Genomic DNA, 19,030 nt, shown 5'->3' with positions numbered 1-19,030 from the left:
CACTTCACCTATGGCCTATATTCTGGGCATTCTTCTCTTCGCCCTAGGCATCGGCATCACCATCGCCCTGCACGAGGCGGGCCATATGCTCACCGCCCGTTCGTTTGGCATGTGGGTACGCCGCTACTACATCGGTTTCGGCCCCAAGATATGGGCGAAGAAGAAAGGCCGCACCGAGTACGGATTCGCGGCCCTGCCCGTGGGCGGCTTTTGCGACATCGCGGGCATGACCGCCAACGACGAATTCCTCACCGACGAGGAAGAGCCGTATGCGATGTACAAGAAGCCAGCCTGGCAGCGCGTCCTCGTCATGGCCGCCGGCATCCTCGTCAACATCGTGCTGGGCTTCTCTATTCTTTTCTGCGTCGCCGTGACCACAGGCCTGCCCGACGTCCACGCGGACGTGCGTCCCAAAGTCGGCGAGGTGGTGTGCTCCGCCGACCAGATCGACGAAAGCACCTACGAAGACTGCACCGGCACCGGTCCTGCCGGCGCGGCCGGCGTTGAGCCCGGCGATATCATCGTCGCCCTCGACGGTGAGGAGCTTGCGGACTTCAACGCACTGCGCGAGGCGGTCATCGCCAAGCCGGGGGAGACCGTCACGCTCACCGTCGAACGCGACGGCCAGCCCCGCGACTTTGAAGTCCACCTCGACACCGTCAAGCGTCTCACCACGGACGGGCAGACGGTCGAGGCCGGCTCCATCGGTCTCACCAACGCGCCGCTCGATATCGTCAAGAAATACAATGCCGCCACCGCTGTCCCGGCGACCGCGGATTACTCGTGGTACCTGGCCAAGTCCACCGTCGACGCCATCATCCACATGCCGGAGAAGGTCCCCGGCATCGTCGCGTCCATCTTCGGCCACAACCGCGCCGATGATTCGCCCATGTCCGTCGTCGGTGCCTCCCGCGTGGGCGGCGAGCTCGTGGAGAATAGCCTGTGGTCCTCCTTCTTCATGATGCTGGCCTCGCTCAACTACTTCCTTGCGCTGTTTAACCTCATCCCGTTGCCGCCCTTCGACGGCGGCCACATTGCGGTGATCGCGTACGAGAAAATCCGCGACGCCCTGCGCCGCGCCCGCGGCCTGGCAGCCAAGGGTCCGGCCGACTACACGCGCCTCATGCCGGTCACCTACGTCATGGCGGCCATTCTCATGACCTTCGGCGCGCTCGTCATCATCGCGGATGTGGTGAACCCGATTCGTCTCTTTGGCTAAACGCCACGTGGTGTAGGACGTGTCACTGACTGCACCGATGGTGAAACTCAGAACCTCCAGCTCTGCCCATTTGCCATAGTCATTAGACTGTATGGATAGCGTAGAGTGGTTTGCATCTAAACCCCCGTGTACCCATCTTTTTTCCAGTAAATAGGAGAACGTATGTCAACCCCCATCGGACTCGGAATGCCGGACGGACCTGCCCCGACTTTGGCGCCGCGTCGTAAAACGCGTCAGCTCTTCGTCGGCCCCGTGGGCGTTGGCTCCGAGCACCCGATCTCGGTGCAGTCGATGACAACCACCAAGACTCATGACGTCAATGCGACCCTCCAGCAGATCGCTCAGCTCACGGCTTCCGGCTGTGATATCGTGCGCGTCGCCTGCCCGAAGACCGTGGACGCGGACGCTCTGCCTGCCATCGCGAAGAAGTCGCCCATCCCGGTCATTGCGGACATCCACTTCCAGCCGAAGTACATCTTCCAGGCTATCGACGCTGGCTGCGCTGCTATCCGCGTTAACCCGGGCAACATCAAGGAGTTCGACGGCCGCGTTAAGGAGGTCGCTAAGGCGGCTTCTGACGCTGGTATCCCGATCCGCATCGGCGTCAACGGTGGCTCCCTGGACAAGCGCCTGCTCGAAAAGTACGGCAAGGCCACCCCGGAGGCCCTCGTCGAGTCCGCCATCTGGGAGGCTGGCCTGTTCGAGGAGCACGGCTTTGGCGATCTGGCCATCTCCGTCAAGCACTCGGATCCGGTCCTCATGGTCGAGGCCTACCGCCAGCTCGCAGAGAAGACGGACTACCCGCTCCACCTCGGCGTGACCGAGGCTGGCCCGAAGTTCATGGGCACCATCAAGTCCTCCGTCGCCTTCGGCGCTCTGCTCTCGCAGGGCATCGGCGACACCATCCGCGTCTCCCTGTCCGCAGACCCGGTCGAGGAGATTAAGGTCGGTGACCAGATCCTGCAGTCGCTCAACCTGCGCCCGCGCAAGCTGGAGATCGTCTCTTGCCCGTCCTGCGGCCGCGCCCAGGTCGACGTGTACAAGCTCGCCGAGGAAGTCACCGCTGGCCTCGAGGGCATGGAGTTCCCCATCCGCGTGGCCGTCATGGGCTGCGTCGTCAACGGTCCGGGCGAGGCCCGCGACGCTGACCTTGGTGTTGCTTCTGGCAACGGCAAGGGCCAGATCTTCGTCAAGGGCGAAGTGGTCAAGACCGTACCTGAGTCCCAGATTGTGGAAACCCTCATCGAAGAAGCCATGCGCATTGCCGATGAGCAGGGCCTTGAGGCCGTCGAAGGCGCCAAGGCCGAGGTTCGCGTTACCCGCTAAACCGCGCGCCTAACCCGCGTTGTGCCGCCGTCCCAGTAGTGTTGAAAGACATGAAACGGACGGCGGCTTTTCTTTGCGTAGCGGGGATTATGGGCACCTCGCTGGCTGCGTGTACGCCCAAACCGGTCGCGGCGGATCCGGTCGCTGAGGACTTCATTGCGGCGCTTGAAAACCACGACGTCGACGCACTCAAAAGCGTCGTCGACGACCCTGACATTGCCGCGGAACAGTACGGGGAAACGTACTCCGGCCTCCAAGCCGAGGGCCTCGACGTTGAGCTCACCTCTATCGACCAACGAGACTCCGTCGCTACCGCCAACTACTCCGTGACGTGGGACCTGCCCAAGGACCGCGAACTCACCTACGACGCCAAGGCCGTACTCACCAAGGTCGATAAAACGTGGACCGTTAATTGGGAATCCACGGCGCTGCACCCCAAGCTCGGCGCCCACCAGCACCTCGAGCTGCGCCCCGTTGTCGCCGACCGAGCCTCCGTCGTGAGTTCCGACGGCGTCGAGCTTATGAGCCCGGGCGTTCAATACCGCCTTCTCGTCGACACCTCCTCCGGCGATATGCGCGCGCTCGCGGGCCAGCTCGCGCCCCTCGTCAACCAGGACGCGGGCGAGCTCGCCACGAACCTTGAAGAGGCAGGGGAGACCTACTCCGTGGGTCTCTACAACGAGGGAGACCGCAACGCCATCCAAGGCGCCAACCTTCCCGGAGTCCGCTTCAATGAAGAGCCGGCGCTCATCACCAAAGAGACGGGCTTTGCCACCGACATCATGTCCCGTGTGCGTTCCATCGTCGCGGACAAGCTGGACGGCACGAATGGCTGGCGCATCGCCGTCGTTAACGAGAACGGCGCTTCACTCAGCGACGTCGAATTCCACGACGCCACCCCGTCGCCCGCCATCCGCGTGGGTATTGATTACAACGTCCAGCGCGCCGCGGAGCAAGCCGTGGATCTCCGCGCGGACTCCGAGGCCATGCTTGTCGCCATGCGTCCCTCCACCGGCGAAATCCTCGCCGTCGCGCAGACCGATGCCGCCGATAAGAAAGGCGACCTGGCCCTGTCCGGTCAGTTCCCGCCCGGCTCCGTGTTCAAGATCATCACCGCCTCCGCTGGCGTGGACAAGCAAGGCCTCAACTCCGGCACTATCGTCCCGTGCCCCGGCACGATGGATATCTACGGCCGCACCGTCACGAACTATAACGGCTTCTCCCTGGGCAGCGTCTCGCTCGAAGAAGCCTTTGCACAGTCCTGCAACACGACCTTCGCAAACATCTCGACCGACCTCGGTGAGGGCGAACTCAAGGAGGAAGGCTCCCGCTTCGGTCTGGGCCTCGACTATGACATTCCTGGATTGACCACGATTACCGGCTCCATCCCCGAGGGAGAGACTCCACTGGAGCGCACCGAAGCCGGCTACGGCCAGGGCGCGGACCTCGTGAGCCCCTTCGGCATGGTTCTGGCTTCGTCCACCGTCGCCGCAGGCGTGCGTCCCACTCCGACCCTCATCGCGGGGCAGAAGACGACCGTCTCGGAGAACCCCGATGGCCCGTCACCCGTCGTCATCGACAACCTTCGCACCCTCATGCGCGCCACGGTCACGTCCGGTACCGCACGCGGCATGGGCGCTGGCGGCACCATCTATGGCAAGACCGGTGAGGCCGAAATCAACGGCGGTTCCCACGCGTGGTTCACCGGCTTCCGCGATGATGACATTGCCTTTGCCACCCTCGTCGTCCTCGGCGGCGGTTCCGAGACCTCCGTCGCCATCACGGACAGCTTCTTCAAGCGTCTTGACGAACTGCGCACTCAGCAGGACCCCGAGCAGGTCGCCACCGGCGGCGCCGAGTAGCTTGCCGATGCCCCTCATCGCCGCCGCCCAGCCCGACCGCCGGGGTGACAGGGTGGGGGACTACCATAGACGGCATGAGCAATCGCGCAAAACTTACCCCAGGAAAGCCCACCCCCGTTCGCACCGTCCCTGACTCTATCGAGCGTCCCGAGTACGTCTGGAAGGACTCGGTCCAAGAAAACATCGGCGAACCTTTCGTTCAGACCCCTGAGGTCATCGAGGCCATGCGCGAGTCGTCCAAGATTGCCGCCAACGCCCTCAAAGAAGCGGGCAAGGCTGTCGCCCCCGGCGTGACCACCGACGAGATCGACCGCATTGCGCACGAGTACATGTGCGACCATGGTGCTTACCCGTCGACCCTGGGCTACATGAACTTCCCGAAGTCCTGCTGTGTCTCCTTGAATGAGATCGTCTGCCACGGCATTCCGGACACGACCGTCATCGAGGACGGCGACATCGTCAACATTGACGTCACCGCCTACAAGAACGGCGTCCACGGCGACACCAACGCCACCTTCCTCGCTGGCAACGTCTCCGAAGAGCACCGGCTGCTTGTCGAACGCACCAAGGAAGCTATGATGCGCGGCATCAAGGTCGCCAAGGCTGGTCGCGAGATCAACGTCATCGGCCGCGTTATCGAGTCCTACGCACACCGCTTCGGCTACAACGTCGTTACCGACTTCACCGGCCACGGTGTGGGGCCCACGTTCCACAACGGCCTCGTTGTCCTGCATTACGACTCCATGGCCTACCGAAACGTACTGGAGCCGGGCATGACGCTGACCATCGAGCCGATGATTAACCTAGGCGGCCTGGACTACGAGATCTGGGATAACGACTGGACCGTCCAGAACAAGGACGGAAAGTTCACCGCTCAGTTCGAGCACACCCTCGTCATCCAGGAAGAGGGCGAGCCGGAAATCCTCACTCTTCCCGACGAGGACTAATCGAAACAGTCGCTCAACGAACCTCATAGCGACTCACAGAGCGAACAGAAGCGCCCGTCCCACCACTGTGCGGTGGAACGGGCGCTTCTCTGTGCCTACTGTTCATCCCTATGCCTTAAGCTCAGTCCTATTTGAGAGATGAAAAAGCGCCCCGCAGTGCGGAGCGCTTGAAGGCGTGAAGGTTCTACATTAGAACTTCAGCTGACCGTTCATTGCCTGAGCAACGTAGTCCGGGATAACGCCGTTGTACACAGCGAAGTTGTAGGTTGCGACGGCAACGGAGACAGCAGCAGCGGCAACACCGACGTAGGTGGTGTCGCGCCACAGCTGAGCCCACTGCGGGTTCTTATCGTCGTCGACGGAAGAGCCGAGCAGGTCGCGGCCGTTGGCGGGGGTGTCTTTGCCGGTAGCATCGCCAGCCTTGGAGGACAGCGAACCCTCGCCCTCGGAGGAAGCGCCCTTAGCGGCAGCAGACAGAGCGCCGGTGTTCTCGGTCTCGGCAGCGGTAGCAGCGGAAACGCCGCCGAAAGCGACGGTGGTGGCGGTTGCAAGAGCAACGGCGGCAGTGCGGAAGTTACGCATTGAAGTGAATACCTTTCAAAAAGATTTTGGTAGGGGCTGTAAGGCCGTTACTAGAACTTGATGGGGCCGAACTTGATGAAGTTCAGGGCCGGACCGACGAGGCCACCGATGACGGTGACGACGGCGGAAGCGATTCCGATGCCGTACAGAGCCTGTGCCCAAGCCGGCTGGGACGAAACGTCGGCGTCCTGGCCGAAGATTTTACGGCCATCGGCGTTCGTGTCGGCGTCCAGAGCGTCGCCGATCTTGGAGGAGCCACCCTTGTTCTCGGTCTGGTTGGAGGAGGTGGTGTTCTGGTCAGAAGGAGCCTCAGCCGCAGTGGCGATGGAAGCGCCGGAGAAAGCGACGGCGAGGGCGGTTGCGCCAGCGATGGCGGCCTTGCGAATACGCATATCAAAAATCCTTAAGAGTTGTCTGTGCGCGGCTTCCGGGGGAAGGAAACCCATGTGTGAATCTCACGAAGAGATTCTCGAGCATCTCGAGTCCGATTACGGAAATGTAACGGACGGTCGATGTTGCGCTAGCAAGTATAGAGCATTACGCACAGCAAAGGGGCATGGGGGTAACAATTCGCCTACAGGTAGATAAATATTTACTGCGTTAGCCCCATTTATCTGCCTGAATGAAATTTGGGTGAATCAAAACAAAAAGAAGACCCGCACAATGTGCGGGTCTTCATCCAGACGTCTTCGTCTAAGCGAGTGGCTTAGCGGTTGAAGATCGGGTCAAGGATGTGGTTCGGCAGGATGTGGTTGTACACAGCGAAGTTGTAGGCAGCGATCAGGGCGCCAGCAATGGTGGTGCCGATGAGGGCGTAGGTGCCGTCGCGCCAGATCTTGGACCACTGCGGGTTAGCCTCGTCATTAACCTCTTTGCCGAAGAGGTCAGTACCCTTGGCCTTTACCTTGTTGTCGGTGACAGCGCCAACCTTAGAGGACCCAGTCGGGTAGTTCTCGTCCTTGGAGGAGAGAGCATCAAAAATCTCGGAGGCGGTAGCGTCCTTGGTGACGTCCTGGTTCTCGGTGATGGTCTCGTTGTTGGCCGGCTTCTCGCCCGTCTCAGCGGAAGCGATAGCGGTGCCGCCGAAAGCGACGGTGACGGCGGTGGCAGCAGCAACGGCTGCGGTGCGGAAGTTACGCATTGTGTGTTTTACCTTTCGAAAGTGGTGTGAGCCGGTGAGCTGCGTTTAGCGGGAGAAGGGACCGAACTGAACGAAGTTAGCCAGCGGGCCGACAACCATGCCGATGAGGGTGGCAATAGCGGTGGCGATGGTGGTGCCGTACAGGACCTTGGCCCACTTCGGCTGCTCAGACAGGTCCTTGGAGGAGCCGAAGATCTTCTGGCCGTCAGCTTCCTTGTCGCCCTCGAGCTTCAGGCCGGTGTTGATCTTGGAGGAGAGGGAAGCGCCCTTTGCGGCATCCTTCTCGTCCGGGGTGGACTCACCCTTGTTGTCCGAGGTGGAGGAGCCGTTAGCGGTGGAGGACTGCTCCTGCTTCGGAGCGGCGGTGTCCTCAGCGGAAGCAACGGTGGTGCCGCCGAAAGCGACTGCGAGAGCGGTTGCGCCGGCGATGGCTGCATTGCGGATACGCATATCAAATGTCCTTAAATGTCGTACTTGCAAGGCTCCCAAATGGAAACCTAAGTGTTATTGGATTCCCAGGGGAAATCCAGAAACACGCGGTCGCCGGTATAACGGCTTGAGCCGGTGTCATTGGGGGACTCTAGCCGTCCGATTCTGAATATGCACGTCGGGTGGTGCGTTTAAGTGCATGTTAAGCAAAAATCCACCCCATAATCCTGTCAACTTCATACTAGTAACGTTCACTAAATCCCAAGGTTGGGTGGCGAATGTTACTCATGTGACTAGGTAAGAGGGGGTGGACGTGATTTATGTCACGTAACGCTAATTAGGCAAATTCGAGGCCTAAAATCGCGTTCTCGGTCACCTCGGCAAGGGCCGGATGGATCCAGTACTGGTTACGCGCGAAGTCGCGAAGATCGAGGTCATATGTCATCACAGTAATCATTTGCTGGATGAGCGTGGATGCCTGAGGGCCGAAGTAGTGCGCGCCAAGGAGTTTGCCGGTGGTGCGTTCTGCGATGAGCTTCACAATTCCGGTGTGGTCCTCCATTGCCCAGCCGTAGGCAACGTCGCCGTAGTTCTGGACCTTGACGGTGACGTCGTAGCCAGCCTCGCGAGCCTGAGCCTCGGTCATGCCTACGGTGGCGATTTGCGGGTGAGTGAAGATTGCAGACGGGACGTGCTCGTGCGGCATCGGGCGAAGGTCGTCGTGGTGCAGGAGGTTGTGCGAGATGGCACGGGTCTCAGCGTTAGCGACGTGCTTGAGCATATAAGGCGACGAGACGTCGCCCAGGGCCCACACGCCCTCGGCGGTAGTGCGTCCGTACTCGTCGACCTTGATGCGACCGTCCTCGTGCATTTCAATGCCGGCGGTGTCCACGTCCATGAGATCGCTGTTGGGGGTGCGACCGGTGGCGACGAGGATGGCGTCGGCCTCAACGGTCTCGCCGTTGTCGAGGGTGAGCTTGACGCCGTTCTCGGTTTGTTCGAGGAGAGTGCCGTTGCCGATGCGGATATCGAAGCGCTCCCGGGCGATGGCGTTGAAACGGGTGACAAGGTCTTCATCGAGGAAGCGCAAGAGCTTTTCTGAGCGGTTGACGATGGTGACCTTGGTGCCCAGGCCGTCGAAGACGTGGGCAAACTCCATCGCGATGTAGCCGCCGCCGACGATGATGAGGCTCTTTGGCTGTGTGGGCATGCGCATGACATCTTCGTTGGTGTAGAACTTCACGCCAGAGTTGCGGTAGACCGGCGGAATGGTGGGGCGAGAGCCCGCGGCGATGACGATCTGGTCGCCGGTGATGACTTCGCCGCCGACCTCGATGGTCTTCGGGCCGACGAAACGGGCGTGCTGGTCATAGACCGTGATGTTCGGGGTCTCGTCGCCGCGGCGGTAGGCTTCGCCGCCCTGCGCGATGCGGTCGATGCGGTTGGTAAAGACGCGGTCAACGATGGAGTCCCAGTCCACGCTATTGACCTGAGCATCGAGTCCGAGGCGACCTGCCTCGCGTGCAGCAAGGGCGACGTCTGCGGCATAGACATACATCTTGGTGGGGATGCAGCCGACGTTGAGGCAGGTACCGCCGAACGTGCCTTCCTCGATAATGGCGATGGAGACATCGTCGTACTCCGGGGTGGGGATGGAATTTCCCGAGCCCGTACCGATGATGATGAGGTCGTAATGCGCCGACGGAGTTGCGGGGGAGCTGGTATTCGAGGTGTTCAATGTATTCTCCTTTAATATATATAGGAATAAGTTGTGTATTTTACCTAAGCCTGCTGGCCGGATTCGCGGAAGTAACTATGTGACCGCTGAACGGCAATGGAGACTGTCGCTGCTGTTACGTGGCGTGCATATTCGCGGAAACAGCCCAGACTACATCTTTATTTCTGATTGGGTTGTGCCGGATGCGGACGTCGGCGATGGATGGCTAGTGACTGGGCGTCGGCTCGGCCGGGAGATGGGTGGCGAGCCAATCATCGACCGTGCGGAAGACTTCGGGACGGATTTCGAGGCGGGAGGCGAAAGCCTCGTGGCGTGCGCCATGGATGGGACGCAGCGTGCACTCCTTGCCGAGGGTGGGTGCCCAGTGCATGGTTTGGGTGACGTCGACGACGCAGTCGACGTAGTTGATTTCCTCCGAGTAGGGCTTGCCCAGGATGGAGCGAGTCGAGCAGATAGTGAGGTAGGGAACGCCTACGTCGACGCCGCGGTGCAGCTTTGCAAAGCCACCGAAGATGGCGCGCAGCCAGCCTACGTACTTGCGGTGACCGCCCAGCGGCTTGAGGGTGAGGTCGTAGTCCCACTCGCCATACTTGCTGGCATGCATGGAATCGCCGAAGGCTGTGAGGTTACCGCCGGGGAAGGCGAGCATCGGAAAGCGTTTGCCAGCGCGGTCGATGACAGGGGAGAGCGCCTTGACCACCGGGCGGGGCACGCTCATCATGTCGAGCCAGGGACCGTTGAGGATAAGACCAGGAACCTGCTCAGGGTGTTCGGCGTCGAGCCACAGCGCGCAAATGAGCCCACCCGTGGAGTGACCCATGGGGACGACGCGGGAGTTAGGGATGGCCGCGAGAGCGGCATCAAGATCCTGGTAATAGAGCGTGAGATCCGAAATGTAGTGCCAGGTGTGGCCCTCGCGGCGCGAGCGGCCACACTTGCGGAGGTCGACGGCATAGAAAGCGTAGCCCAGCTCCTGATAATGCTGCGCGACATGAGCATCAAAGAAATAGTCCGTCATGCCGTGGACCCAAAGGAGGGCAGGGCGCTGCGAGAAATCGGGGGTGTCACGCTTGTAGGCGACGAGGGTGGCGGAGACATCGCCTTGGCCGTCAGGGTCCGGCCCCAGCGGAAGCGTTGCCTGGGTGAAGTCGGGGCCCAGCATATCCTCGGTCCAATGAAGTTCAGTGCTCATGTGGACCAGCTTATCCATAGCCGAGTGGGGCCGCTTGAGGGTACGCCGTGAGCTGGAGAGCACGAACGGGGGTAGGGAATGGTGCGCAAAATGGGCAGTACGTGCGTTCTGCTGGGCTGATATTTGCGCGAGTGGGTAAAGGCGTAAGGTTGATAAGTAATGCGTTGAGTGCTTGCGCCGCGGATGTGACTGAGGTCTTTGGTGGGCTTGGGTAGTCGCGAGGAGACTGCCTTTACATGCGTACACCGCAGGTTGATCGGAGAGCTTAGGTCCTGCACGCGGCGCGGTATGAGCGCACAGCTTTATAAGACGTGCACGATCAAGCGAAAGTCAAAGAGGTTTAACACCGTGTCCTCCGCAAAGAAGACCGCACAGGTCACTGAAGAAGTTGATGTAGCCCTCGTCGGCGGCGGCATCATGTCCGCTACCCTCGGCGCCATGCTCCGTGAGCTAGAGCCGAGCTGGACGCAGATGGTGTTCGAGCGCCTCGACGGTCCGGCTCTGGAGTCCTCCTCTCCGTGGAACAACGCCGGTACCGGCCACTCCGCGCTCTGCGAGCTCAACTACACCCCGGAGAAGAACGGCCGCATTGACGCGACCAAGGCCTTCGGCGTCAACGAGAAGTTCCAGGTTTCCCGCCAGTTCTGGGCACACCAGCTCAACAACGGCATCCTCACGGATCCCAAGGCCTTCATCAACCAGGTTCCGCACGTGTCCTTCGCTCAGGGCTCCATTCAGGTCGATTACCTGAAGCGCCGCTACGAGCTGCTCAAGGACAACCACATGTTCCCGGGCCTGGAGTTCTCCGACGATGACGCAGTCTTCCAGGAGAAGCTGCCGCTCATGTCAAAGGGCCGCGACTTCAACTCTAAGAAGGTCGCCATCTCCTGGACCGATGCCGGTACCGACGTGAACTTCGGTGCCCTGGCGAAGCAGTTCTTTACTGCTGCCAAGGCATCCGGCACCGAAATCCGCTACGGTTCCGAGGTCATCGACATCAAGCGCGATGGTGCGAACTGGAAGGTGTACGCCAAGAACGTGCACACCGGTGATTACTCCGTCATCCGTGCGAAGTTCGTCTTCGTCGGCGCAGGCGGCTACGCCCTCGACCTGCTGCGCAAGGCAGGCGTCAAGGAAGTTGCTGGCTACGCTGGCTTCCCGGTCTCTGGTCTGTGGCTGCGCGCCAAGAACTCGGAGCTCATCTCCCAGCACCAGGCCAAGGTCTACGGCAAGGCTGCTGTGGGCGCTCCGCCGATGTCCGTGCCGCACCTCGACACCCGCGTCATCGACGGCGAGAAGGGCCTGCTGTTCGGTCCGTACGGTGGTTGGTCGCCGAAGTTCCTGAAGAAGGGCTCCTACCTCGACCTGTTCAAGTCCATCCGTCCGGACAACATCCCGTCCTACCTCGGCGTTGCCGCCCAGGAGTTTGGCCTTACCAAGTACCTCGTCTCCGAGGTCCTCAAGGACTTCGAGCAGCGCGTTGAGACCCTTAAGGAGTACGTCCCGTCCGCAGACCCGGCTGACTGGGAGACCGTCATCGCTGGCCAGCGCGTCCAGGTCATCAAGCCGGCCGCTGCACCGCGCTTCGGTTCCCTCGAGTTCGGTACGACGCTCATCAACAACCCGGAGGGCAACATCGCCGGCCTGCTCGGCGCTTCCCCGGGAGCTTCCATCGCCCCGGCCGTCATGGTCGAACTCATCGAGCGTTGCTTCGGTGAGCACATGATCCAGTGGGGCCCGAAGCTGCAGGAGATGATCCCGTCCTACGGTGAGACGCTCGCCAAGAACGTCAAGCTTTACGACGAGATGTGGGAGTACACCCAGAAGACCCTCAAGCTCGAGCAGTAAATCCTCGCGCTGGATACACGGCCCTTTTCGCTTCGGCGAGGGGGCCGTTGGTCATTTTTCTTCACCCCGCCTGGTCCCGCGAGTCGCGTCCGCAGATGCTTGAGCGCACCGGTGCGCTTCCCGATGCCGTCGTGGCCTGCGCCGGAGGCGGCTCCAACGCCATTGGCACCTTCGCCGAGTACCTGCTCGGCATGGAGGACGGCGAGCAGTATGCAGGCAACGACAATGTCCGCCTCATCGGTGTCGAGCCGGCAGGCGAGGGCCTTGACACGGACAAGCACGGCGCGCCGCTCAACAAGGGTGTGGTGGGCATCCTGCACGGATCTTGCTCGTATGCGTTGCTCAAGGACGGCGAGATCCTGCATCCGCATTCGGTGTCTGCGGGCCTGGACTACCCGGGGATCGGCCCGGAACACTCCTACCTCAAGGACACCGGCCGCGCGGCGTACCCGGCCGTCACGGACGCGGAGGCCCTCGATGCCTTCCGCATGCTCTCACGCTACGAGGGCATCATCCCGGCGCTCGAGTCCTCGCACGCGCTGGCGTATGCTCTCAAGCTCGCCCAGCAGTGCGAGGAGACCGGCGAGGAGATGAACATCTTGGTCACTCTCTCCGGTCGCGGCGATAAGGACGTGGACTACGTCCGCCGCATCCAAGGCGACTTGGCAGCCGAAGACCCGGCCACTCATCCGGTAGTCAATCTCAACATCGAGGGCGTGCTCGCGGAGATGACTGCCGAGTCCAACGCGCGCGAGGGACTCTAAACCGCGGCCGAGCTTTAACCCTCGGTCGGGGAGTGGGCCTCTCCGGTTTCCCAGAGAGCATTGATCGGCACGGCCCAGATATTGTCGCCGAACGGCAGTATTTTTGTGCCCGTGTAGAGCACAATTCCTGCGATAAATGCGTCACCTACCTTGTCCCTCACCGAACGAAGGTTGCGTACATGCTGGGCACGAACGGTGGTGGTCGTCTTCACTTCGATGGCGACGATCTGGTGGCGGCGGTTTTCCAGGATGAGGTCGACCTCTTCGCCATCGCGATGTCGGTAGTGCATGATATTGAATTTCACCGAAGACCAGGCGCGTTGTTTCGCTAATTCGGTGGCAACGAAATTCTCAACGAGGCCGCCGGTGAGCTGCCCCGCGATGTCGTATTCAAGGCTTTCCACGTCCGTGCCGGTCAGGATGCTCGCGATCGCGGTGTCGTTAAACATCACCTTCTTTCGCCCCGCCACGCGTGACGAGAGGTTGCGTCCCCAGGGATCCAGTTCGTCGATGAGATAGACATCGCGAAGCGTGTCTAAGTACGCGGGGATGCTGCGTGCCGGAACGTCGAGACTGCGACCGGCTTTGGCTGCGACAAACTCCATGGCTGGTTCCGCGGCGAGCAGTCGCAACAATCGCCCCAAACGGTCGGGGTGCTGAACTCGGCGGACCAGGCGTGCATCAAGGTTGGTCACCCTCTCGACATAGGCGTCGAGCCAGGCCTCAGCCAGGGCGGCGGGTGCATTGTGGATCTCCGGGAAGCTGCTCTGCACGACGGTAGTGAGATAGTCACGACGGCTGAGTTCCGGGAGGTCGAGCTGTGGCGACGGATTCTCCGGCAGCTTCCATGCCCATGCTGCAAAATCGTCAGTGATACCGCGTAGCTCGCCTTGGCTGAGTCCGCGCATGGGGATGGTGATGGCTCGTCCTGCGAGGCTTTCCTCGGTCCCGGACAGGCTAAAGAAGTTGGACGACCCAGTCACGACGAAGCGTCCCGGCCGACGGTCAGCGTCGACGGCCGCCTTGATGGCGAGAAAGAGCTTCGGAACGCGTTGGATCTCGTCGATGACGAGGGGCCGGTCGCTGAACTGGCGAATGAATCCGTCAGGATCAGCATCTGCGGCCTCGCGGTACGCCTCAACGTCGAGATTGGCGACGACTGCATCGGTATCTCGTACGAGCTCTTGGGCGAGGGTGCTCTTGCCCGTCTGACGTCCGCCCGAGATAACAGTCACGGGGCTAAAAGCGAGGATTTCCTTCGCCCGGGGCATGATATTGCGTTGGATGACGTAACCGCTCATGAGCTCGTATTTTAGTGCAAAATGCGATTCAAAGTGATAGTCTTCGCCGTTTTGCGACTATTCCTTCGCCGATTCGCGTAGTTGTTCTCGCCGATTCGCGGTAATAGAGGAAGAAAATCTTATGAGATGCGGGGTATCGTCGTGTAGACGTCGCCGGAGGTTCGGGGACGATACGTGCGTCTTCTGCTGGAGCCCGTTTAGGTTCCGCAGTAGGTGCGGTACATCTCCAGCTGTGCGGGGGCGCTGGGCGCCTCGAATTCGTCGTTCGGCGTGAACGGGTGCGTGACGGCATCGAGCAATCGGAGGAACTGGCTCATGTCGGTAGGCGCGTCGCGCAGCGCGGCTTCGACGGCGAGGTTGCGGGGAATAACAACCGGGACGCGTGGTCCGGTCTCCGAGGGCGCGGCGGGGGCTGCCGCGGCGTAGCGCTGCTGCCATTCTGCCAAGGCTCCGGCCGGAACATCGCGGCCGTAGCGGAGTGCGGCGAGAGTCTGCGTGAGGTCGTGACCGGGGAGCGCGGCGAGGAGATCCGTGGTGAACTCGCGGGAGGTCTCCGGTTTGAGACCGAGCGCCTGGGCGAGTTGAGCGTGGTGTTCGGTCTCGAAGGCGTTGTAGAAACCGTTGATGGTCTCCTGCGCGAAGGAGACGGCCTCGTTGGGATCGGCGTCGAAGAGCGGCAGCATGGACTCGGCGAGGCGCGCGAGGTTCCATCCGAGGATGCCGGGCTGGTGGCCGAAGCGGTAGCGGCCCTGCGTGTCGATGGAGGAGTACACCGTGTCGTGATCGAAGGTTTCGACGAAGGCGCAAGGGCCGAAGTCGATGGTCTCGCCGGTAAGCGTCGTGTTATCCGTGTTCATGACGCCGTGGAGGAAGCCGAGGCGCTGCCACGCGGCGACGGTACGGATTTGGGATGCCATGACTGATTCGTAGAGTCCCGTGTAGTCGCCTGCGGCAAGGTCGGGATAGTGGCGCTCGATAGCAACGTTGGCGAGGGCGCGCAGCGTGTCTTCACCGACCATCTGCGCGTAGTGGACCGTGCCCACACGGATATGGCTGGCGGCGACGCGCACGATGACGCCGGCGGGCTCGACCATCTGGCGTTGAATCTTGCGACCGGTGGAGAGTACCGCCAGCGGTCGGGTGGTAGGCACGCCAAGTGCGTGAAGCGCCGAGGAGACGAGGTATTCGCGCAGCATGGAACGCAGCGTGCCGCGGCCGTCCGAGCCCGGACGAGAAAACGGCGTGCGACCGGTGCCTTTGGCGTGGAGATCCCAACGGGCGCCGTCGCCGTCGACGACCTCGCCGAGAAGCAGTGCGCGGCCATCGCCCATGCGGGGATTGAACTGGCCGAATTGGTAGCCCGCGTACGCCATGGCGTAGGACTCTTCGCCGTGGCCGAGGAGAAACTCGATGCCCTCGGGCGAACGCAGCCACTCCGCGTCGAAGCCGAGCTCGGTGGCGAGTTCCTCGTTGAGCAGCACGAGACGGGCGTCGGGATGGCTTTCGCCGCGCGCGGCCGCGACGAGGTCCGGAAGTGCTCTGGCGTAGCTGTGCTCGATGGAGGGGTGCATGGTGCTCCTTAGGATTCCAGCGTGCCGCGCACGCGGATGGCGACTGCGCCGCCGACCCAGATATCGGTGCCGTCGTCATGGATGTGGACGCGGCCGGCGCGACCGAGCTGCGAGCCTTGCGCCGCGACATAGGTATTGGGCACGAGGCCGCGGCCGCGGAGGAACTGTGCGGCGCCGCCGTTGAACGAGCCGGTGACGGGGTCTTCGAATGCGGACGTGAATGCGCGAACCTCATAGGCGGTCTCGCTTCCGGGAGCTTCGAGGCCCACGACGCCGACCTTGACCCCGGGGATGGGGGACGGCTGCAGGGCGCGGACGGAGGCTGCATCGGCAAGCTGGATGAGCCGCCAGCCGGGGCCGTTGTCGACCCAGCCGGAATCGACGACGTCGGCGGGAGTGATGTTAAGGAAGCGGCACGTCTCCTCGAGCTCTTCGGGGCTCAGAGCGCCTTCGCGGCGCAGAGGCGGGGTGGCGAAGGAATAGACGCCGCCCTCCTCGCGCAGGTGGACCAAGCCCACGCCGCATTCCTGGACAAGGGCGCGGCGTGTGCCGGTGAGTTCGCTGAAGACGCGGGCGGTGCCCAGCGTGGGGTGGCCGGCGAAGTCGAACTCCTCTGTGGGAGTGAAAATGCGCACGCGGTAGTCAGCCTCTGGGTGGTGGGGCTCGAGCAGGAAGGTGGTCTCTGAAAAATTCGTCCAGTTGGCGATTTTCTGCATCTGCGCGGTGGTGAGCGAATCTGCGCCCGTGATGACGCCCAGGGGGTTACCGCTGAAAGGTGCAGTGGCGAAAACGTCGACCTCAAAATACTCGTGCTGCATGGGACACCAGTGTAGAGGCGCGATAGTCTAAACGGTATGACCCAGTCCCTCTACAGCCGCCCCGAGCCCATTCTGCGCATGGCGGACGGCACCGTCAAACAACTCAATCCCTTCTCCGGCACCGAGGTATGGACCGTGCCGGGCCGTGGAAACCGGCCTTTCTCGACGCCTGCGTCTGCCGTACACGATATTGACGCGCAGGCACACGTGGCAACGTGTGCGTTTTGTGCGGAGCGCCGGCTGGAGACGCCGCCGGAGAAATCCCGCATTCTGGCTACTGGGGAGATTCTGCGCGGTGTGTCGGCGGGGGCGCTCGATGCGACGGAGCCGCTGTTCCGGCGCGTGCCGAACCTTTTTGAGATTGTCTCCTTCGACTACTGGGAGCAGAACTACGGCTACCAGCTCGACGCGGCGACACAGGCGCGCATGGATGCCTATCTCGCAGATCCGGCGGGGCGCGAGCATGTTCTTCGCACGGTGCGGACGAAGCGCGCGGCCTCCGGACAGCCGGACGCGGACGACGAGGCGTTGCTGGCGCAGTCGCACTGTTTCTTTGGCGGCGGACACGACGTCATCGTGGGACGCAATCACTATGTGCCGGGTGCGACGACGGATGACCGGCTGGCGTCTTCGGGCACGCTTACGCCGGAAGAACACCGGTTGTTCGTGCAGTTTACGGCCGATAGTATGCGCGACCTGTATGAGCACAATCGGTATGCGTCGTATGTCGTTGCGTTCCAGAACTGGTTGGCGCCGGCGGGCGCGTCCTTTGACCACCTGCACAAGCAGCTCGTGGCCATCGATGACCGCGGCATGGCGGCAGGCCATGAGCTCGAGATTCTGCGTGCGCATCCCAACATGTACAACGAGTGGGCCGTGGACTACGCGATGCAGCACAACCTCATCATCGCTGAGAACGACCACGCCGTGCTCTTTGCCGGTTTTGGCCACCGCTATCCGACGCTGGAGATCTACTCCAAGTCCGCGACGTGTGAGCCGTGGCTGCAGTCGAGCGAGGAACGCGACGCGATGAGCGACCTCATCCATGCCGCGCACGTGGCTGTGGGGCCGCACGTCGCGTGTAACGAGGAGTGGCACCACCGTCCGCCGTCCACCGCGACGCCGGCGCCGTGGCGCGTGATGATCAAGTTGCGCGTGTCCACGCTCGCGGGCTTTGAGGGCGGCACGAAGATTTACATCAATACGATTTCCCCGTGGAATCTGCGGGACCGGATTGTGGATCCGCTCTATAAGGCGCGCGATGAGGGACGCGTGGCGCGGTCTATTCGCATTGCAACGGAATGCGAGCCGCGGCGCAACAGTCTGCGGTACAACCCGCTGCTGTAGCTCGGCATATCTTCGTTGCGCTGTGCGGCCCTCGTTGGTGCGCGGGATGAGTTTAGGTTTAAGGAAGGTGCGTTATCGGCGCAGGTTGCGTGCAAAGAAGTCAGCGACGGCGCGGCCGTAGGAGGTGTCGCCGACGTACTCGGTGAGACCTTCTTCGTTGGCGGGGACGATGAAGTGTTCCTTGCCTTCGACGGCGAAGACTTCAGGGTCCTTGCCCGCGGCGCGGGCGGCGGCGATGAGTTCCTTGGAGTGGCGCGAGGGGACTTGGACGTCGCCTTCGGCGTAGGCGAGCATGATCTTGGTGTCCGTGTGCTGGACGGCGTGCAGGGCGCTGGCGGTGGTGTACTCGCCGTAGCGGTCGCCGAGTTCTTCGGTGATTCCTTCTTCCACGGCGGTGCGCTGGCTCTCGGGGAGGCCGTAGGCAATCGCGGTATCAGCGAAAATGGAAGGAAAATTGGTATACGAACTCGTGGCGACCACGGCGGCGGGCATGGTGTCCGCGTCGAGATAGTCGAGGCTCGCGAGGGTGACGAAGCCGCCCATGGACGTGCCCCACACACCCAGCGGAAGATCCGGGTGCTCGGAGCGGAGGTAGGTGAGCCCCGCCTTGAGATCCCGGATTTCGCCGAGGCCGCCCTCCTCGTGGTCGCCCTCGGAGCCGGCGATGCCGCGCATTTCCAGCAGCAGCGCGGTGTAGCCCTGGTCCTGGAGAAACTCGCCGAACTCGTGGAGGTGCGTCACACTTGGGCCTTGGAGTCCGGAAAGGATGACAACGCCGCCCTTCGGGTCGGTGTCCGGTGCGAGCTCCCAGGCGTCGAGACCGAGCCCGTCTTCGGTAGTGATGCGGGTGTGGGCGGCCTTCAGCGCAGGGGAAGTGTAGACGTCAATGTCGTGCTGCGGGGCGAAGAGAAAGTGGCTCTTCCGGTTTTAGAGTGCATTGATTAG

Annotated in this window: 16 protein-coding genes and 1 pseudogene; 7 read left to right on the top strand and 10 right to left on the bottom strand. The window is 62.1% G+C overall.

The annotated features are described in order from the left end of the window. The first annotated feature begins 10 nt into the window (after nt 1-10). The 4 genes from HMPREF3227_RS09815 to map all read left to right on the top strand — a co-directional run bounded on the left by HMPREF3227_RS09815 (nt 11) and on the right by map (nt 5,354). The gene (locus HMPREF3227_RS09815) at nt 11-1,219 is read left to right on the top strand and encodes a M50 family metallopeptidase (RefSeq protein WP_066486794.1); all 1,209 of its coding nucleotides are present in this window, start codon (nt 11-13) and stop codon (nt 1,217-1,219) included. Between the two features lie 162 nt (nt 1,220-1,381). Beyond that, on the top strand, nt 1,382-2,545 hold the full coding sequence (ispG, locus tag HMPREF3227_RS09810; RefSeq protein WP_066486788.1) for a flavodoxin-dependent (E)-4-hydroxy-3-methylbut-2-enyl-diphosphate synthase: 1,164 nt from the start codon (nt 1,382-1,384) through the stop codon (nt 2,543-2,545). A 50-nt stretch (nt 2,546-2,595) separates the two neighbouring features. Continuing rightward, nucleotides 2,596-4,407: a penicillin-binding transpeptidase domain-containing protein gene (locus HMPREF3227_RS09805; RefSeq protein WP_066486784.1), complete on the top strand. Its 1,812-nt coding sequence runs from the start codon at nt 2,596-2,598 to the stop codon at nt 4,405-4,407. A 74-nt stretch (nt 4,408-4,481) separates the two neighbouring features. Beyond that, entirely contained in the window at nt 4,482-5,354 is an 873-nt protein-coding gene (gene map / locus HMPREF3227_RS09800) for a type I methionyl aminopeptidase (RefSeq protein ID WP_066486782.1), read from the top strand. Nucleotides 5,355-5,543: 189 nt separating this feature from the next. On the opposite strand, the gene HMPREF3227_RS09795 is transcribed toward map, so the two are convergent. The 6 genes from HMPREF3227_RS09795 to HMPREF3227_RS09770 form a co-directional block, all read right to left on the bottom strand. Beyond that, complete coding sequence (locus tag HMPREF3227_RS09795) at nt 5,544-5,936, bottom strand: hypothetical protein (protein ID WP_068801867.1); 393 nt, start codon at nt 5,934-5,936, stop codon at nt 5,544-5,546. Nucleotides 5,937-5,986: 50 nt separating this feature from the next. Then, nucleotides 5,987-6,328, bottom strand: a complete 342-nt coding sequence (locus HMPREF3227_RS09790; protein WP_066512643.1) for a hypothetical protein — start codon at nt 6,326-6,328, stop codon at nt 5,987-5,989. 314 nt (nt 6,329-6,642) lie between these two features. After that, the gene (locus HMPREF3227_RS09785; protein ID WP_066486776.1) at nt 6,643-7,077 is read right to left on the bottom strand and encodes a hypothetical protein; all 435 of its coding nucleotides are present in this window, start codon (nt 7,075-7,077) and stop codon (nt 6,643-6,645) included. Between the two features lie 45 nt (nt 7,078-7,122). Then, nucleotides 7,123-7,527, bottom strand: a complete 405-nt coding sequence (locus tag HMPREF3227_RS09780) for a hypothetical protein (protein ID WP_066486773.1) — start codon at nt 7,525-7,527, stop codon at nt 7,123-7,125. A gap of 316 nt (nt 7,528-7,843) precedes the next feature. Next, nucleotides 7,844-9,244, bottom strand: a complete 1,401-nt coding sequence (mtr, locus tag HMPREF3227_RS09775) for a mycothione reductase (RefSeq protein WP_066512641.1) — start codon at nt 9,242-9,244, stop codon at nt 7,844-7,846. Between the two features lie 205 nt (nt 9,245-9,449). After that, on the bottom strand, nt 9,450-10,436 hold the full coding sequence (locus tag HMPREF3227_RS09770; RefSeq protein WP_066512633.1) for an alpha/beta hydrolase: 987 nt from the start codon (nt 10,434-10,436) through the stop codon (nt 9,450-9,452). Between the two features lie 348 nt (nt 10,437-10,784). On the opposite strand from HMPREF3227_RS09770, the gene mqo reads away from it, so the two are divergent. Both mqo and HMPREF3227_RS09760 read left to right on the top strand, forming a co-directional pair. Then, nucleotides 10,785-12,284 carry a malate dehydrogenase (quinone) gene (mqo, locus tag HMPREF3227_RS09765; protein WP_066486764.1) on the top strand — a complete coding sequence of 500 codons (1,500 nt, stop codon included), beginning with the start codon at nt 10,785-10,787 and terminating at the stop codon, nt 12,282-12,284. Between the two features lie 23 nt (nt 12,285-12,307). Beyond that, nucleotides 12,308-13,048, top strand: a pseudogene (locus tag HMPREF3227_RS09760) (pyridoxal-phosphate dependent enzyme); the annotation flags it as partial. Between the two features lie 14 nt (nt 13,049-13,062). On the opposite strand, the gene HMPREF3227_RS09755 reads toward HMPREF3227_RS09760, so the two are convergent. The 3 genes from HMPREF3227_RS09755 to HMPREF3227_RS09745 all read right to left on the bottom strand — a co-directional run bounded on the left by HMPREF3227_RS09755 (nt 13,063) and on the right by HMPREF3227_RS09745 (nt 16,738). Next, entirely contained in the window at nt 13,063-14,349 is a 1,287-nt protein-coding gene (locus HMPREF3227_RS09755) for an ATP-binding protein (protein WP_066486760.1), read from the bottom strand. Between the two features lie 197 nt (nt 14,350-14,546). After that, nucleotides 14,547-15,920, bottom strand: coding sequence for a protein adenylyltransferase SelO family protein (locus HMPREF3227_RS09750; RefSeq protein ID WP_066512625.1), 1,374 nt, complete (start codon nt 15,918-15,920; stop codon nt 14,547-14,549). Nucleotides 15,921-15,928: 8 nt separating this feature from the next. Continuing rightward, on the bottom strand, nt 15,929-16,738 hold the full coding sequence (locus HMPREF3227_RS09745; protein WP_066512623.1) for a PhzF family phenazine biosynthesis protein: 810 nt from the start codon (nt 16,736-16,738) through the stop codon (nt 15,929-15,931). Between the two features lie 36 nt (nt 16,739-16,774). Here HMPREF3227_RS09745 and HMPREF3227_RS09740 point away from each other — a divergent pair, with 36 nt between their 5' ends. Then, nucleotides 16,775-18,085 carry a DUF4921 family protein gene (locus HMPREF3227_RS09740; RefSeq protein ID WP_066486743.1) on the top strand — a complete coding sequence of 437 codons (1,311 nt, stop codon included), beginning with the start codon at nt 16,775-16,777 and terminating at the stop codon, nt 18,083-18,085. Between the two features lie 72 nt (nt 18,086-18,157). Here HMPREF3227_RS09740 and HMPREF3227_RS09735 read toward each other — a convergent pair whose 3' ends face one another. After that, nucleotides 18,158-18,928, bottom strand: coding sequence for an alpha/beta hydrolase family protein (locus HMPREF3227_RS09735; RefSeq protein ID WP_255357140.1), 771 nt, complete (start codon nt 18,926-18,928; stop codon nt 18,158-18,160). Between the last annotated feature and the right edge of the window lie 102 nt (nt 18,929-19,030).

The sequence above is a fragment of the Corynebacterium sp. CMW7794 genome, from assembly GCF_001563605.1.
In the GTDB taxonomy this organism is placed as follows: Bacteria; Actinomycetota; Actinomycetes; order Mycobacteriales; family Mycobacteriaceae; genus Corynebacterium; species Corynebacterium phoceense.
The sequence above is the reverse complement of the archived record's forward strand: the minus strand, read 5'-3'. Positions and strand labels throughout refer to the sequence as shown.